The sequence below is a fragment of the Paenibacillus sp. Y5S-9 genome, from assembly GCF_036894235.1.
In the GTDB taxonomy this organism is placed as follows: Bacteria; Bacillota; Bacilli; order Paenibacillales; family Paenibacillaceae; genus Paenibacillus.
This window is the reverse complement of the sequence record NZ_CP145887.1, coordinates 4,617,861-4,634,739: the sequence shown is the minus strand read 5'-3', so window position 1 is coordinate 4,634,739 and position 16,879 is coordinate 4,617,861. Positions and strand designations below refer to the sequence as shown.

The following is a 16,879-nucleotide window of genomic DNA, read 5'->3' as shown; positions in this document are numbered from 1 at the left end:
ATTGTTCTTCCTGATCATAAAGATCAGGCTTCAGTAGCTAATGGCGTTGTTTAAGCCGGCATGAACCGGATCATTTCCATTACTTAACCTGCATAAAACAATACTTGAATATAATATCATAATTAAAAAAGCTTCGTCAACTGATCCAAAAACTTTATTTATTTCTCCTGTCTAATATAGTACAATGTTGAGTAGTCCATAATACAGTGGTGAACAGGCTGTTGCCGCGAGGAAGTCGGAGAATAAACCGTACTTAGAGGTCGGTGGTCTGCTTTTTGGCAACGCTGTGAGCTGCGGCATTCCATCATTGGCACCAGTCTCCATGCGGCATTCATGCCGGCTCTTGATACCGGTGCATATCCGTATGCCCCGAAGTTAGGGGTGCAGAGAGTGCAGGATATTGGTAGCCCGGCCGCCCAGACCGTTAATCCGGCTGACATGTTGTATTGTATGCCTGTGCCGGACAAGGTATGGACGAAGAATAACGCAGTCCGCGTTAGCGCATGAACAGACCAGACACATCTTGGTGCAAGGTGTTCGTGTATCAAGCTAGGAAGGGGAATTCTCACTTGAGTATACGTTCTTTAAATGGAACAGATTTCACCGCAATGGTACTTGCCGGAGCGGAACAACTTGGACAGCATGCAGAGCACGTCAATTCCCTGAATGTTTTCCCTGTGCCGGATGGTGACACGGGAACGAACATGAATTTGACAATGAGTGCAGGAGTCGCAGAGATTAAAAGAAAAAGTTCTGCCTCCATCGGCGAAGCTGCCGGTATTCTATCGAAAGGCCTGCTTATGGGCGCACGGGGGAATTCAGGAGTTATTCTGTCGCAATTGTTCCGTGGTTTTAGTCGTTCAGCTGCTCCCTATGAGGAACTGAATACGCTCCAATTTGCAGCAGCCCTGCAGAACGGTGTTGACGCAGCTTACAAAGCAGTCGTAAAGCCCGTTGAAGGGACCATTCTTACCGTAGCCAAGGAAGCGGCGAAACATGCCAACTACTACGCAAGACGGACGAATGATATTACTGAATTAATGAATGAAGTTTTGTTAAAAGCAAAAGAAGCACTGGCAATGACTCCGGAATTACTGCCTGTACTGAAACAGGTTGGTGTTGTGGATTCAGGTGGTCAGGGGCTTGTATATATCTACGAGGGCTTTATGGAAGTATTGCTGCAAAGTGACGGAGGGAGTCGGACTTCACTGAACAAAGAAGTAACCCCATCCGTGGCAGCATCTGCTTTGAAACCGGCTGCACCGACAGAAGTGGATATCAAGAAGCCTGCACAGCAGCAGGTGATTGCACCGGAGATGCCATTGTCTGCTCAGGCGAGACTGGAAACGGAAGATATTGAATTCCTGTATGATATGGAATTTTTCATTAACCGCGAGCTTGGAGAGAACGCAGGAGTGGCATTTGATGACGAAGCATTCCGGAAAGCGTTGTCAGTTAATGGGGATTCGATCATCATCATTGCCGACGATGAAGTCATCAAAGTTCATGTCCATTCCAAGACACCAGGCGATGTATTAAACCTGGCGCTGCATTATGGTGAGATTACACAGATTCATATTCTCAATATGCGTGAACAGCATCGGGATCTCCTGACAGCAGGCATGGATATTGCTCCATCACCTGAATTGTTTGCAGAGATTCCACCTGAGGCAGCGCGTAGTATGGAAGAGGCTGTGCTTCCTGCAGATGAGATGGCACCGTATGGTTTTATTGCGGTATCCTCCGGTGACGGTATTGCAGAGATTTTCCAAAGTCTTGGCGTTGATGTTGTTCTGTCCGGTGGACAGACGATGAATCCGAGTACTGAGGATTTTGTAAAAGCCGTTCGTTCCATTGCTGCGGAGCAGGTATTTATACTCCCGAATAACTCGAATATTGTACTGGCTGCGGAGCAGGCTCGTGAATTGCTTGAAGATGAGCGCCGGATTACGGTTATTCCAAGCAAGACCATTCCACAGGGGATGGCTGCTGCCTTTGCTTTCCAGGAAGATGAGTCTGCGGAAACAAACCGTGACCAAATGTTGGAGGCTATTAGCCGGGTACAGTCCGGTCAAGTGACTCATGCGGTTCGTGATACGCAATATGATGAATTGGATATCAAGGCGGGGCACTATATCGGTATTCATAACTCCAAAATTGTAGCGACGGATGAAACTATGCTCCAAGCATGTGAAGGTCTGCTCAAACAGATGATGGAGAGCGGAGATGAAGTGGTGACGATCCTTGAAGGGGACGAAGCTGACCCTGAGGTTACTGCTGCCCTCGCTGCATGGCTTGAAGTACAGTATCCTGATGCTGAGGTAGAGGTACATCTTGGAGGACAGCCGGTGTATTATTATCTGTTCTCCGTAGAGTCCTAATAGCACTCTAGCGAAGAGGAGGAGAGTCATGAGCCACAAGGTTGCGATAGTAACAGACAGTACGGCGGATATTCCCGAAGAACTCATTCGCAAATACGGGATTCATATTGTTCCGCTACGTGTTCTGTTCGGTGAAGAGACCTATGCAGATGGCGTTGATCTGACTTCGGAACAGTTCTACGAAAAGTTGAAGAAGGTATCTGTGTTGCCTACGACTTCACAGCCATCTCCAACCGATTTCATGAATGTGTACCAAGCATTGCTTGATGAGAACCCGGAACGCCCGATTGTATCGATCCACCTGTCATCCGGCATGAGTGGTACTTATCAATCGGCCATGCTTGGCAAGTCTTTGCTGGAGCGTGAGGGTGACATCACCGTGCTGGATTCGAAGTCAGCATCGTATGGATACGGTCTAATGGTGGTACAGGCTGCTGAACTTGCCGAACAGGGCAAGTCAGCAGTCGAAATCACTGCTGCCATTGAAGGGATGCAACAATCTCGCAAGTTGTTCTTTCTTGTGGATACTTTGGAGTATCTGCAAAAGGGCGGTCGGATTGGCAAAGCTTCAGCCATCTTGGGAACGTTGCTTAACATTAAGCCGATCCTGTCTATTGATGAAGAAGGCGTTATCTACGCAGTTGAGAAAGTCAGAGGTCATAAAAAAGCAATGGCACGCATTATTGAGCTGTTCCAGAAGGATCTTGCAGGCAAACGGGTGAACCTGGCGGTAGGTCATACCGCTGACCCGGGATCAGCGATCGCTTGTGCAGAGCAGCTGCGGGGTCATTTTACACTGAATGAAGTGATCTATACCAATATTGGAGCCGTAATAGGCAGTCATGTTGGACCTGGTGTCATTGCGATCTTTATGTGGCCTGTTCCGGAATGAGGGATTAGACATGAAATTGGAAGAAATATCAGTTAAGCAAATTAACGGCGTGAGTGCTCTCAAAGAGGGAGAGCTTCACGCCTTTGGCATCTCTACTGTTAAAGACCTGCTTGAGTACTATCCGTTCCGTTACGAGGATTATCGTCTGCGTTCACTTAGTGAAGTGAAGGATGGGGACAAGATTACGGTCCAGGGACAGGTGATGGGTATTCCTGTATTACAACGATACGGTAAAAAGTCCCGTCTTACCTGTAAGATCATGACGGAAGAGTGGATGATTACAGCCACCTGGTTCAATCGCCATTTCCTCAAAGAACAACTTACCCCCAATCGGGAGATTGTGATTACGGGAAAATGGGAACAGAAACGCATGCAGATGACAGTTACTGACTCGGAGTTCCCCGATAAAGGCGATGGGCGTTCAGGCACACTCCAACCTGTATATTCGGTAACCGGCAAGCTGACGCAACAATGGATGCGGAAAACGATCAATCAGGGGTTAGTTCAATTCGGAGATATGATTCCCGAGATTCTGCCCCAATCATTGATGAAAAAATATAGTTTGATGCCACGGAAGCAGGCGATTGCAGGAATTCATCGTCCGCAGGACAACCGGGAAGGTCAGCAGGCCAGACAGCGGATGGTGTATGAAGAGCTGTTTCTATTCCAGTTGAAAATGCAGGCGTATCGTGCGCTCAACCGAAATCGCATGGATGGCGTGGTACATACAACGGACAATACGACGATCCGTGAGTTTGTACGCAGTTTACCTTTTGAATTGACAGATGCTCAGAAAAAGGTGGAGCTTGAAATTCTGCATGATATGCGTTCGCCCTATGCAATGAATCGGTTATTGCAGGGTGATGTAGGATCGGGTAAAACGGTTATTGCGGCAATTGCACTATACACGACTGTTCGATCCGGTTTCCAAGGAGCTCTGATGGTGCCTACGGAGATTCTGGCGGAACAGCATATGCGCTCACTGCAAAAGCTGTTTGAACCGTTTGGGGTAACCGTAGGCCTGTTAACGGGCAGTGTAAATGGACGTAAACGTAAAGATCTGATCGCCTCGTTGCAAATGGGCATGATTGATATTGTGGTGGGTACACACGCCCTGATTCAGGAAGATGTTTTCTTCCGTGATCTGGGTCTTGTGGTGACGGACGAGCAGCATCGCTTCGGTGTGAATCAGCGCAGCGTTTTACGACGCAAAGGATATAATCCGGATGTGTTAACGATGACGGCTACGCCAATTCCACGGACACTTGCGATTACGGCTTTTGGGGATATTGAAGTATCCACGATATCGGAACGTCCGAAGGGACGGATTCCAATCTCCACTTATTGGGTCAAACACGAAATGATGGAGCGGGTGCTGGGGTTTATCTCCAGAGAAGTGGATCAGGGCCGTCAGGCCTATCTGATCTGTCCACTCATTGAAGAGTCGGAGAAGCTGGATGTGCAGAATGCCATTGATCTGCATGTGCAGATGCAGCAGAACTTTCCGAAATATCGTGTAGGTCTGCTGCATGGACGGATGACGGCTGCGGAGAAAGAAGAGATGATGCGTGACTTCTACAGCAATGATATTCAGTTGCTTGTCTCCACCACCGTCGTCGAGGTTGGGGTCGATGTGCCAAATGCAACGTTAATGGTCATTATGGACGCGGACCGCTTCGGTCTCTCCCAGCTGCATCAGCTTCGTGGTCGGGTCGGTCGTGGTGCGCATGCTTCCTATTGTGTACTCATTGCTGATCCCAAGACCGAGGTTGGACAGGAACGCATGAAGGTCATGACGGAAACGGAGGATGGATTCGAGGTATCCCGGCGTGACCTGGATCTCCGGGGTCCGGGTGATTTCTTTGGTACCAAACAGAGCGGATTACCCGAGTTCCGGCTTGCCGATATGGTTGCAGATTTTGCTGTGCTGGAACAAGCCAGAGATGACGTGACCCACTTAATTGAGGATGCGACCTTCTGGACCTCTATGGACTATGCACCTCTGCGTGATTTCCTACAGCAACAGCAAGTATTCAAGGGTGATCTGATTGACTAAAACTTGCCATAATAGCGGTTTTTTCGTATTACCTTTGTAAAAAAAGACAAGTGTACAAGCCCTCCCGACATATGAATAAGAAGTGAGTTCATTCTTTTGGGAGGTGCTATACGTTTTGGGTTATCAACAATATGGAATTAGTCCGCAGCTGGTGGAGCGGATCAAATTAAAGATGAAAAATCCCGCTGTCAAAGAGCGTATCAAAAAGTTGATTGATGGCGTGACCAAGTCTGATCTGCAAGATAAGGCCAAGGTCAGAAGGTTGGTCAAGTCTTCGGCAGTCATTATGAATGAGAATTTCTCTCCGGCTCAGGAGGAGCAGTTTGTTGCTTTTGTGCTCGCGCAGAAGATTGATCCGAACAATACGTTTCATTTGATTAAGCTGTGGGGGATGTTTAGGTAGGGATTCTATGTAATGTTGGGTGGGGTAAAACATTCGTTTACACGAGGGCACTACGATGACAGAATAACCTTCCGAGCGCTGTTATCCCCGGATTTTTTGATTGACCCTTTCCAAGGGTAAAATCCGGTGATAAAGGCGCACGCTTCGCTTCTTTAGGTTATTTCTGTCCTCTCCGTTGTTGTGTAAATTGATATATTTTATAAAACCAAATTACATCGAATGTTTATGAAGTAATTTTAGGTGGGGCGTTCCATAAGTCAGGAAGATGACTTATGGAACGCCCTTTTGATTGTTATAACTAGGGACAAGCCTTGTGGCAATTACTCGGTTGAATATTCGTTTTAGTTATCGAAATGACCTATGACTTGGCTTGTGTTACCGTAAAAACAAAGTTTCATTGAGTATGTTATGTTGGTTAAATCGACCATCTTAGTACTTGCGAGCCTTCAAGGAATATGGGCTGATGGAAGAAGGCCAGTACCTGCCGAATGATCGCTAAGCACCACACGAAAACAAGGAACTGGGCCATCATACATGGCCTGGTTCCTTGTTGTTTGCGGTGAATGATTTGTGTTGCTTTCGGTATTCCTCTGGGGTCCAACCGGTCAATTTTTTAAACAACCGAAAAAAATATTTTGGATTGTCGTAACCCAGCTGTTTGGCAACCCGGTAGATTTTATCGTCTGTGCTCGTTAAGAGCTGCTTGGCTTGACTGATCCGTAGTCGGTTTACGTAATCAGTGAAGTTCTCGGATGTCTTTTCTTTAAATAAATGACTGAGGTAACTCGGGTTCAGGTAGAACAGGGACGATACCCATTCCAGCGTTAAATCCTTGGTATAGTGATTATCGATATATGTCCTGACGTTGTCGATCACTTGATCTGATGCGTAGGGGTTGTCTTCCTTAAGCAGAAGAGCTGTTCCCGTCAGCACCTTTACCATGTAATGCCTAATGCACTCCATATCGAACGAGACGTTCAGGACGGCCTCCAAGCTGGAAGAGGCGCTACTGTTACCTCCGTTCTGGATATAGTTACTCAGTAGCCGTTTGGTTTCCGTGATAATGTCTCTACACTGCTCCTTCAGGTGGGCAAGCAAAGCGTCAGGCTGGCGTATGTAGAAAGCAAAGAAATCGGTGATGAGCTCTTCCACCTTCGGTACATTCCCGCTCTCTATAAAAAATAACAGTTCATACGTTCGAGCCCACTTCAGTTGATGTAAAGGAATTTGCTCCCGTGAAAATACGTAACATTTTCCAAAATCGGTAATGGCTCGTTCGTCCAACGCAAGGATTGTTTGATAATGAGCTTCTCGGACCCCACCAATACCTGTATGAGGCAAGCTGATCCCTACACAACAATCCGTAGTTTCGGATTTGGTCAAAATTATACTTGCTGTTTGTTCCGCCATTTTCTGCAAATCAAGCTGGCCTGAGCAACCCAGATCATGCATCAGGAAAAACAATAGCTGATCCGTTTGTGGATGAGGAATGTACAGGCCATTCGAAAAGGTAGGCAGTTGCTGTGCTGTAAGCGGTTGAGGACCATAAATCGTCAAGAAAATGAACTGGTCAGAAGCCATGATGGCGGCAAATTCCGCAGAGCGGAACACAGGTGTTTTGATGGATGAATGGGGAGCCAGCACATAATTCAGGAAGGCTTGCATGTCTGTATCCCTTTTCATCTGCTCCGTTTCTACTTCTCTTAGAACGACTTCCCGCTGAAGAGAGCGCTCCTGTTCGATGGCTTGGATGGCTTGGTGAAGCGTACCGTGGATTTCATCCCGGCTAAAAGGCTTCAGCAGGTAATTTACAACTTTCGCAGAGATTGCTTCCTGCATATAATCAAAATCGGTATGTCCGCTAATGACAATTAACTTGATGCGCGGATATTGCTGGCATACTGTCCTGATCAACAGCTTGCCGTCGACCTCAGGCATGCGCATGTCCGTAAAGATAATGTCCGGCTTGAACGATTCAATCAAAGCCAAGGCGTCTGCGCCGTTATCTGCTTCGCCTAAGAGTTCAAGCGAGTGCTCAAAAGTCCCGATTTTTTTCAACAAACCTTTGCGGATCAAGGGTTCATCGTCCACAACGATATACGTGTACATCTCTTGGTCACCTCTTTTCCCAATTGGCCGGAATTTCGAGTGTAATTCGAGTTCCTGTATTCAAATCGGTATGAAACGAAAGGCCGTAACCCTCTCCGTAATACAAAGCAATTCGTGAATGCACGTTTTTGATGCCGATGCTTTGTTTATGCCTTTGACCAACGGCGACGAATTCAGGTGGCTGCTGGAGCAATTGTCGAAGTTCTTCCGCTTGTGTTGAGGACATGCCCACGCCATCGTCCCAGATCTCGAACACGATGCTGTCCTCCTGAAACAAACCGGTAATGGTAACGGAACCCTTCCCACGTTTGTTCTCCAACCCGTGATAGATGGCATTTTCCACGAGTGGTTGCAACAGAAGCTTCAGCATGCGACGACTCCGAATTTCCGGGTCTACATTCAGGTTGAACGCGAACTTGTCACCATACCGAATCTGCTGGATGGCCATGTAGTTTTCTACATGTTGAAGTTCTTCGCTGACCGGGACCAGCTCGCTATCCGTTTTGATGCTGTAGCGGAACATGTCCCCGAGTGACTTGGTCATCACCACAATACTCTCAACTTCTTCGATCTCGGCAATGCTATTAATCGACTCCAGCGTATTGTAGAGGAAATGGGAGTTGATCTGTGCTTCCAATGCCTTCATCTGGGAGTCCAGCATGAGGATTTTATTCTGGTAACTTTCTCGGATATGCGTATCGATGTCTTTCATCATTTTGTTGAACTCATGGTAAAGGATTCCAATCTCGTCGACTTGCCTCGTTACTTGAGGCTTGATGGTCACAAAACGATGAGATTTGGTTTTGCGCATCAGTTTGGTCAATTCAATGATGGGTTTGGTGATCAGGTTGGATAAGAAAAAGGAAAGCAGAAGGAAAATGACGGCACAGCTTATGGCCACGTATAACAGCAACTTTTGCGAGATGTTGTACTCCTCATACAACCGATCCATAGAGATGTTGGCAATCACGTTCCAATTGCGGCCGGGAACTTTCTGGATTACCGTCATCATGTTATCTTGGATGGATTTGTACTGTGAATTGCTGTCGACTTGATGCGTTGCCGCAGCCAGCGTATCGGAGAGAGGAGTGCTAACTCTACTTCCGTCGCTGGAGTACAAGATCTCGCCAGCGTCGTTCGCCAGATATAGATTGGACAAGCTTGGTGCCGGATTACGTTTTAGACCGTCAAAAATGTTCATACTGCAATCCAGCATAAACACGCCTAGGAACTCGTTGTTGTTGGGATCGTAGAGAGCTCTGGAGAAGCCAATGGATTCCTTGGCGTTAATGATGTAAGGTTTGACGCCAACTTCACCAATATACAAATCGCCTTTACGTTGGATCGTATTTAGATACCACTCATCGCGAAGTGCGACATAATCAAGGCGTAGGTCTGTGCCGCTACTGCCATAGCTTATCCATTTGCCATCTGGTGTGAAAAGGTACAAACCATTGATGTAATTGTAGCCAAGCAGAATGTTTTCAAAGATCAATTTCAATTTGCTGCGGATCATGAAGATTTCATATTGATCGTTGGTACCGTTCAACTTGATTAGTTCATCACTCACAGTGCTGTAAGCGGTTGCATTTGAAGACTGCTGAAGGAGTGTGACGGAGATCCGGTCGATGTTCTGCAAAATTTCCTCCATGCTCTTGACCGAATTGCCTATAGTTGTCGACGTCACGAGAGTGGTCTGCTCATTCACCAGCTTCGTGTAACTGCGATAGGAACTGACAGAAACGACGATAATTGGCACGATCGATACGAGGACGAGGACCAGAAAAAGTTTAGTTTTGATGTTGAACAGAATCATACGTGCTCCTCCCGCCATTTGTCAATTCTAAAAATAGTGCACCATACGAGCCAAAGCAAATGCACTTTTGCCCACCGTATGATGAGAATGTGCACAAAGCAAGAATAAACATGAATCGGGGGAATGACAAGATGAAAAAAAGAAAACGACTGTGGTCCCTAACTTTGGTACTGCTCATGATGTTTCTGAGCGCATGTAGCTCCAGTAGTCAGGAGGGGAGCGGTACGGATAATAGCAACGGGAGTTCAGATGAATCAGTAAAGCCGATTACGTTGACGATGATGCTATCGGGAAACAAGGCGTCTGATGGAGAGGATTTCGAGTTGGAAACCTTGCCGCGTCTGGTAAAAGAGAAGTTTCCGAACATTACCCTTGAAGTGCAGAAATTGCCCGATGATCAGTACAATACATCCGTACGTACTAAGCTTGCGGCTGGACAGGGGCCGGATATGTTCTTGATTTTTCCAAAGAATGCAGCTGGCGGCGTCAATGATTTCGCAAAGGCAGGATTTGCTGCTGATCTATCCGATCTAAAGTTCTGGGACAACATCAGCCAAGGTGCGAAGGCAGATATGTCCTATGAGGGAAAACCTTATGGAGTGGCCAAAGGACTAGACTTCCTCGGCGTTTATTACAACAAGGAGTTGTTACAGCAGGCCGGATATTCCGAGTTTCCGAAGGATTGGCCTTCGTTCCTGGAGTTGTGTCAAAAGTTGCAGGCAGCGGGCGTAACACCAATTGCGATGGGTGACAAGGACCCTTGGATGATTCAATTCGGTATGTATCCGATTGCGGCCAATGTCGTGTATCCGAATGAGATGGATTTTGATGTAAAACTCCAGAAAGGCCAAAAATCGTTGACTGATCCCAAGTGGGTTCAAACGATCTCCAAGTACAAAGAGCTCTATGACAAGAACTATGTGGTGAAAAACTCCCTTGGCATTGGAAGTGCCCAATCTGCGCAGTTGTTTATCGACGGGAAAGCAGCCATGACCTTTACGGGAACATGGGATTATGCTTCCATGACGTCCAAAGGCGCTGCCGAATTTACTCGCGGATTCGCCTCATTGCCAGGTAACGAGCCGGAACAGCCGGTGTTTGTATCTGCTGCAACATCTGCGGGATACGCTTTGAACGCCAAATCGGCAAACCTGGATGCAGCCAAGGAAGTACTGAACTACCTGTTCGATGGTGAATCCGATCTGTTCAAGGCATTTGTGGAAGCCAACAGTTCCATCAGCGTGTATAAGGACGTAAAACTTGAAAAAGAATTGTTTAAGGAAGTGAATGACAACTATCAACAAACTGGAAATTCTGTCTACTTCAGCAACCAGATGTGGCCAGCCGGAGTATCGGACGTCATGCAGGCAAAGTTTGCCGAAATTATTGCTGGACAGAAAACAACACCGGAAGATGTGGCAAACGCCATGGAAACCAAGTTCAGAGAGCTGTGGAAAAATTAGAACAAAACGATGCTGTCTGCTGTAAAGGGGAGAATGATTGTCCTTCTTCCCTTGCCGCAGGCCCTCTTGGAAAGGATGGAGCAGGATGAGCTCTACTGTAATGAAAAAGTCCATGTACTGGTTTGCTTTGCCGGCATTGATCTTCTACCTGACCTTCTGGATCTTCCCGATCCTGCGGTTGTTCCAGTACAGTATAACGGACTATAACGGGTACGCCCAAGCCTATAACTATATCGGTTTCGACAACTATAAGGAATTGTTCCGGAGCGACATCCTAGGCATTTCTTTAAAAAATACACTGATCTATACGTTCGTCACCGTCATAGCTGGCAATATCATCGGTTTGGCAATGGCATTGCTGTTAAACATGAAAATAAGAGGAACCGGGATTTACCGTTCCCTGGCGTATATTCCCACATTGTTCAGTGCGATCGTCGTCGGATTTTTGTGGAGCTACGTCTATATGCCGGATTACGGGCTGATTTCTTCCTTTCTCGATAAACTGGGTATCGCAAATGAACTGAATTTCCTGGGTGATTACTCGACCGCACTGTATTCTATTATCTTCGTGGAAATCTGGAAGACGATCGGAACGACAATGATTATCTTCCTTGCAGGACTACAGACTGTTCCAAGCGACCTTTTGGAAGCCGGACGGATTGATGGCTGCGGCTCATGGAGATTGCTGCGACATGTGAAGATTCCATTACTGGCAACAGCGATTACAATCAACGTGACGTTAAGTTTGATCAATGGACTCAAAGCGTTTGACTTCCCGTTTATCATGACGAATGGCGGTCCCGGCACGGCTACCAACACGCTGATTTATACTATATACAAGATGGCATTTACCGAACAACTCTTTGGTAAAGCTTCGGCTCTTGGTGTCATTTCCTTTGCCGTAATTATCGTCATTACCGCTGTTTTTGTCCTGAAAATGAACAAACGGGAGGTGTCGGCATGATGCTTCGTAAAGTTTTGGGGAAAGGGTCCATTCAGGTTGTCGTGTTGTTGGTGATGGTGTTAAACCTGATTCCGTTAATTATTGCCTTTTCGACATCACTCCGAGATCCAAGCAACAACACAAATCCGCTGGTCCTGTTCCAGGAGATGTCCTTTGCAAGTTACAAGGCTGCCTTCGACCGCATGCACTTTCCGGAAGCGCTATGGAACAGCGTGGTGTTAACCGGCGTATCGGTCGTGTTCGTTGTCCTGTTTGCGGCGATGGCGTCCTACCCGATGGCCCGTTTGAAGACAAAGCTAAGCAAGTTCATGTATTTGTTTTTTTTGTCCGGACTCGTGGTACCTGCGCAAATGGTATTGATACCGATCGTGCAAATGATCAATGCGCTTCATATCCCAACGAATCAATATACGCCTATTTTCATGTTCATTACGTGCAGTCTGCCGTTTTCAACTTTCCTGTACACGGGCTTCATTCGAAGCGGTGTGCCTGAGGAGGTAGAGGAAGCGGCGCACATCGATGGGGCGGGATTATTCCAACGGTTCTGGACCGTCGTGTTCCCCTTACTCATTCCAGTGACGGTTTCGGTCATTATTACGCAAGGTGTCTGGATATGGAACGATTATTTCTTCAATATGATCTTTATTTCCAGCGCAGGAGATTCACCGTTACCGCTGGCCATGCTCGGATTTTTGGGCGATCAGCAAAATCCCACGCAGTGGAATGTCCTGTTTGCAGCGTGCTTTCTGTGCGCGCTACCGTTGCTGCTGGCGTTTCTGTTCCTGCAAAAATATTTTATCGGTGGTATGACCGTTGGGGCGGTCAAAGGATAAGGAGGACACTGCAATGAGTGAAAAAGTGATAAACACAGCCTGGCTGGAAAAAGCGCAGGGTCTGATGCCGGAGCTTCGCCAGCAAAAGGTCTATCCGGAACATATCGTGAGCGCAATTCCGGATGCGTCGGCTTTTCAGGGATGGCGTATCGAACCACTCGGCTTAGCAGAACACTTATCTGATCAAGTGTTGTGCAAGGGAGACAGTGTTACGCTGGATTTCGGGGAGCATCTCGTCGGTTATCTGACCTTGTCGCTTCTTAACGAGCGCAGTAATGCAGATGCACCTCTCAGGTTGAAGCTCACATTTGGAGAAATGCCCTGTGAGGTCGGTGAGAATTTTGCAGAATATTCGGGTTGGCTTAGCCGTTCATGGCTTCAGGACGAAATCGTGAATGTGGACGTGTTACCTGGCGCGCTAACACTGGACCGTCGCTATGCCTTTCGGTATCTGAAAATCGAGGTGGTAGAAACGTCGATCCGTTACGATATTCGAATTAACGATATATATTGCATGACGGTGACTTCAGCAGACATAGGGGCAGTACCTCAATTGTCTGAAGGTATCGACACGGATCTGCTGGAAATGGATCGCGTGTCCGTGAAGACACTCCGGGATTGCATGCAGACGGTATTCGAAGATGGACCGAAGCGCGATCGACGTTTATGGATCGGAGATCTTCGCCTTCAGGCCCTCGTCAATTATGAAACATTCGGCTGTAATGATCTCGTCAAGCGCTGTCTCTATCTCTTTGCCGGAACGAGATTAGAGGGAGGCCAGGTAGGAGCCTGTTTGTACGAACAACCGGAACCGTACGTGGACGACATTTACCTATATGACTATGCGTTGTTCTTTATTGCGACATTATGGGACTATTTTGAAGCTACGAAGGACAGGGAAACGTTGGAAGAACTTTGGCCGATCGCTCAAGAGCAGATTGAGATTGGACTTAAACGACTTGATGAGCGGGGCATCGTACGGGATGACGATACATGGTATTGTTTTCTGGACTGGCATGAAGAATTAAATAAACAGGCGGGTGCTCAGGCAGTTCTCATCTATAGTATGAAAAGGGGCAGATCAATTGCCAAAGAACTAGGGCTGCCGGAGTATGAGGAATGGATTAACGCACACATCAAAGACGCTGAGCGAGCAGCCCTCACATATCTGTGGGATGGTGATCAGGGGTTTTTCGTCAGTGGTGAAAAAAGACAGGTATCCTGGGCATCGCAAGTATGGATGGTTCTGGCTGAGATCATGGATGCTCCGACGGCCCGGCAATTACTTGATCGGTTAACGGGTAACGGAGAAGCTATTGGCATGACCACGCCGTACATGGTTCATCATTATGTTGATGCATTGCTTATGTGCGGGGAAGAGGAGAAGGCACTGGAGCAGATCCGAAGGTATTGGGGCGGTATGCTGAAGGATGGAGCGGACACTTTCTGGGAGCTCTACGACCCGGACGACAAAACGTATTCTCCTTATGGCAGCAATTTGGTCAACAGTTATTGCCATGCTTGGAGCTGCACACCAAGTTATTTTATCAGGCGAAATTTTTTATAATTTTGGACTTGAGGTCAACCAGGTACGTCTGGTTGGCCTTTTTGGATTAGTTCCAGGATTAAACTAATGAGCCAGCCATGCCTATTGTTTTTATTTATCTGTTTTTGTTCGTACCGTTAAAAGAACGAGTGGCTATTAATGAAGCGATAAATACGAATATTAAAATAAAGTTATATGGGTTTCCTTTAAGTATGTAGACTTGAACGATGAGTGTCAGAGTTGAGATGCTTAAGAGTATTCGCAGGACAATCGCCGATAAGCGATCAGGATGATGGCTTCGTCTGGAGATAAAATACAGGGTGTACCATAGAAAACTAAAAAGCAGAAGCAAACCTAAGAGTAGAATGGCAAGCATGCTTGAACACCTTTCTGTATTAATTTTCACTGAATAATTGGAATAACATTACAACTAATTATAACATAGGTTTTTCTGGAATCGCAGATTTTCATAGAAGTTAAGGGATGAACCGTTATAGGGCATAGTGCAGTATTGTTGATGCATTTTCACAAGATGGACTTTGCTTTCCTCCGGGGGGAGCGGTAAACTGTTGCATACGAGCATACGAGCATACGAGCATACGAGCATACGAGCATACGAGCATACGAGCATACGAGCATACGAGCATACGAGCAGCAGCGATCAATGTCATGGATGTTACGTCAAAAAGGCGTGGCTGCGGCGGTATGCATTTTATTTTTAGACAGATGTGGAGGAAGTACGATTGGAGATGTTTACGATGCTGCTGGGTTTATTTGAACGGGCGGCGCTGTTGATTATATTTTTATTCTTTCTGTCGAGGGTGCCGAGATTTAGGCAGATTCTGCAAAAGGGGAAATTAAGGTGGCAGGAGTCTATTGCGGTTACCTTGTTATTTTGTGCTTTTGCCATTTTCGGAACATATACGGGCATTAATGTTGAAGGTTCACTGGTGAATGTACGGATCATCGCCGTGTTATCGGGTGGTATTTTGTTCGGAGCGCCTGTGGGTATTATTACGGGGATAGTCTCCGGGGTGCATCGGTATTTGATCGATATGGATGGAGTTACAGCTATACCGTGTCTAATCACGAGTATCCTGGCAGGTCTGGTCTCCGGTTATATACATAAGTACACGCCCAAGCCTAAGCGATGGATCATCGGTATTGGTGCTGGAATGATCTGTGAAGCGCTGACGATGTTATTAATCTTGTTATTTTCCTATCCCGATCCACTGGGTGCCGATATTGTTTCGAAGATTGCGCTGCCTATGATTCTGGGTGAAGTCAACATTGGGCTGATTGTGCTCCTGGTGCAGAGTGTCGAAGGGGAAAAAGAGATGATTGCAGCCCGTCAGGCGAAGCTGGCACTGGAGATTGCTAACAAAACCTTGCCGTATTTCCGTTCGATTGACGAGGATTCTCTGCGCAAAATTTGCCGGATTATTCAGGAGGATATTCAGGCCGATGCGGTTGCAATTACGGATACCCGGAATGTACTGGCTTATGTAGGATTTGGTGAGGAACGATATCATATCGGTAATGAAATTATAAGTGAGATGACCAAGAAGACGATATCCAGCGGGGAGATTACGATCAGTAATGATGTGATTGATGAAAAAACACCCGATATCCACTCGCTGTTAATCATTCCGCTTAAAGAACGAGGAGACATCACAGGTGCGCTCAAAATCTATTATCGCAAAGCGTACAAAATTACGTATCCATTGCAAACGATGGCTGTAGGTCTGTCGCAGATCATCTCAACCCAGATGGAGGTATCGCGGGTAGAGGAGATCAAGGCTGCTGCCAACAAAGCGGAGCTACGTGCGTTACAGACAACCATTCATCCTCATTTTCTGTTTAATGCGCTAAATGCGATTGCTTCGTCCATCCGAACCAAACCGGATCGTGCCCGGGAGCTGATTGTGAATCTATCCGGGTACATGCGTTACAATCTGGAGCTGTCGGATGAGTTGATCGATATTCATAAGGAACTGGAGCAGGTCCGTAATTATGTAGAGATTGAGAAAGCTCGCTTTGGCAGCCGACTGAATGTGATCTATGACATTGATGAGGTCGCAGTGCATATTCCGAGTCTTGTTATCCAACCGCTCGTCGAAAATGCAATTATTCATGGCATTCTCAAGGTCAAAGGACCCGGGACTGTTCGAATTCGGGTACAGGATTATCCGGAGTTTGTTCGAATCAGTGTCAGTGATACAGGAGCAGGCATCAGTGTAGATATTATAGAACGGGTCTACCACGACCGTATGCCTGGTAATCAGATCGGGCTATACAATGTGCATCGCCGGGTCAAGCTTATCTACGGACAAGGTGTAACCATTACAAGGCTGGAACAAGGAACGGATATTTTATTTGATGTGCCCAAAGGAGATGTCGTAACAAGGTGATGATG

At 46.8% G+C, this 16,879-nt stretch carries 11 protein-coding genes; 9 read left to right on the top strand and 2 right to left on the bottom strand.

Annotated features, from left to right (window positions below; all coding sequences use genetic code 11):
* Window positions 1–569 precede the first annotated feature (569 nt).
* The 4 genes from V6669_RS20420 (at window position 570) to V6669_RS20405 (ending at window position 5,732) form a co-directional block, all read left to right on the top strand.
* Window positions 570–2,381 carry a DAK2 domain-containing protein gene (locus tag V6669_RS20420; protein WP_338587855.1) on the top strand — a complete coding sequence of 604 codons (1,812 nt, stop codon included), beginning with the start codon at window positions 570–572 and terminating at the stop codon, window positions 2,379–2,381.
* Between the two features lie 28 nt (window positions 2,382–2,409).
* Entirely contained in the window at window positions 2,410–3,273 is an 864-nt protein-coding gene (locus V6669_RS20415; RefSeq protein ID WP_338587854.1) for a DegV family protein, read from the top strand.
* Window positions 3,274–3,283: 10 nt separating this feature from the next.
* Window positions 3,284–5,329, top strand: coding sequence for an ATP-dependent DNA helicase RecG (gene recG / locus V6669_RS20410; RefSeq protein WP_338587853.1), 2,046 nt, complete (start codon window positions 3,284–3,286; stop codon window positions 5,327–5,329).
* 115 nt (window positions 5,330–5,444) lie between these two features.
* Window positions 5,445–5,732, top strand: a complete 288-nt coding sequence (locus V6669_RS20405; RefSeq protein WP_036614589.1) for a stage VI sporulation protein F — start codon at window positions 5,445–5,447, stop codon at window positions 5,730–5,732.
* A gap of 528 nt (window positions 5,733–6,260) precedes the next feature.
* On the opposite strand, the gene V6669_RS20400 is transcribed toward V6669_RS20405, so the two are convergent.
* Together V6669_RS20400 and V6669_RS20395 are read right to left on the bottom strand one after the other, a co-directional pair.
* Window positions 6,261–7,841, bottom strand: coding sequence for a response regulator (locus V6669_RS20400; protein WP_338587852.1), 1,581 nt, complete (start codon window positions 7,839–7,841; stop codon window positions 6,261–6,263).
* A 7-nt stretch (window positions 7,842–7,848) separates the two neighbouring features.
* A complete protein-coding gene (locus V6669_RS20395) occupies window positions 7,849–9,657 on the bottom strand; it encodes a sensor histidine kinase (RefSeq protein WP_338587850.1) in 1,809 nt (602 codons plus the stop codon).
* 131 nt (window positions 9,658–9,788) lie between these two features.
* Here V6669_RS20395 and V6669_RS20390 point away from each other — a divergent pair, with 131 nt between their 5' ends.
* The 5 genes from V6669_RS20390 (at window position 9,789) to V6669_RS20370 (ending at window position 16,874) form a co-directional block, all read left to right on the top strand.
* A complete protein-coding gene (locus tag V6669_RS20390) occupies window positions 9,789–11,120 on the top strand; it encodes an extracellular solute-binding protein (protein WP_338587849.1) in 1,332 nt (443 codons plus the stop codon).
* An 85-nt stretch (window positions 11,121–11,205) separates the two neighbouring features.
* The gene (locus V6669_RS20385) at window positions 11,206–12,084 is read left to right on the top strand and encodes a sugar ABC transporter permease (protein WP_036614579.1); all 879 of its coding nucleotides are present in this window, start codon (window positions 11,206–11,208) and stop codon (window positions 12,082–12,084) included.
* The gene (locus V6669_RS20380; protein ID WP_338587848.1) at window positions 12,081–12,917 is read left to right on the top strand and encodes a carbohydrate ABC transporter permease; all 837 of its coding nucleotides are present in this window, start codon (window positions 12,081–12,083) and stop codon (window positions 12,915–12,917) included. Before V6669_RS20385 ends, V6669_RS20380 begins: the two co-directional genes overlap by 4 nt.
* A 13-nt stretch (window positions 12,918–12,930) precedes the next feature.
* Complete coding sequence (locus tag V6669_RS20375; RefSeq protein WP_338587846.1) at window positions 12,931–14,484, top strand: sugar hydrolase; 1,554 nt, start codon at window positions 12,931–12,933, stop codon at window positions 14,482–14,484.
* Window positions 14,485–15,221: 737 nt separating this feature from the next.
* The gene (locus V6669_RS20370) at window positions 15,222–16,874 is read left to right on the top strand and encodes a sensor histidine kinase (RefSeq protein WP_338595002.1); all 1,653 of its coding nucleotides are present in this window, start codon (window positions 15,222–15,224) and stop codon (window positions 16,872–16,874) included.
* Window positions 16,875–16,879 lie beyond the last annotated feature (5 nt).

Bases quoted from the DNA above. Each gene is read 5' to 3' on its own strand.
- V6669_RS20395 (WP_338587850.1), bottom strand. From the start codon at position 9,657: ATGATTCTGTTCAACATCAAAACTAAACTTTTTCTGGTCCTCGTCCTC.
- V6669_RS20415 (WP_338587854.1), top strand. From the start codon at position 2,410: ATGAGCCACAAGGTTGCGATAGTAACAGACAGTACGGCGGATATTCCC.
- V6669_RS20385 (WP_036614579.1), top strand. From the start codon at position 11,206: ATGAGCTCTACTGTAATGAAAAAGTCCATGTACTGGTTTGCTTTGCCG.
- V6669_RS20380 (WP_338587848.1), top strand. From the start codon at position 12,081: ATGATGCTTCGTAAAGTTTTGGGGAAAGGGTCCATTCAGGTTGTCGTG.
- V6669_RS20375 (WP_338587846.1), top strand. From the start codon at position 12,931: ATGAGTGAAAAAGTGATAAACACAGCCTGGCTGGAAAAAGCGCAGGGT.
- V6669_RS20370 (WP_338595002.1), top strand. From the start codon at position 15,222: ATGCTGCTGGGTTTATTTGAACGGGCGGCGCTGTTGATTATATTTTTA.
- V6669_RS20400 (WP_338587852.1), bottom strand. From the start codon at position 7,841: ATGTACACGTATATCGTTGTGGACGATGAACCCTTGATCCGCAAAGGT.
- V6669_RS20390 (WP_338587849.1), top strand. From the start codon at position 9,789: ATGAAAAAAAGAAAACGACTGTGGTCCCTAACTTTGGTACTGCTCATG.
- recG (WP_338587853.1), top strand. From the start codon at position 3,284: ATGAAATTGGAAGAAATATCAGTTAAGCAAATTAACGGCGTGAGTGCT.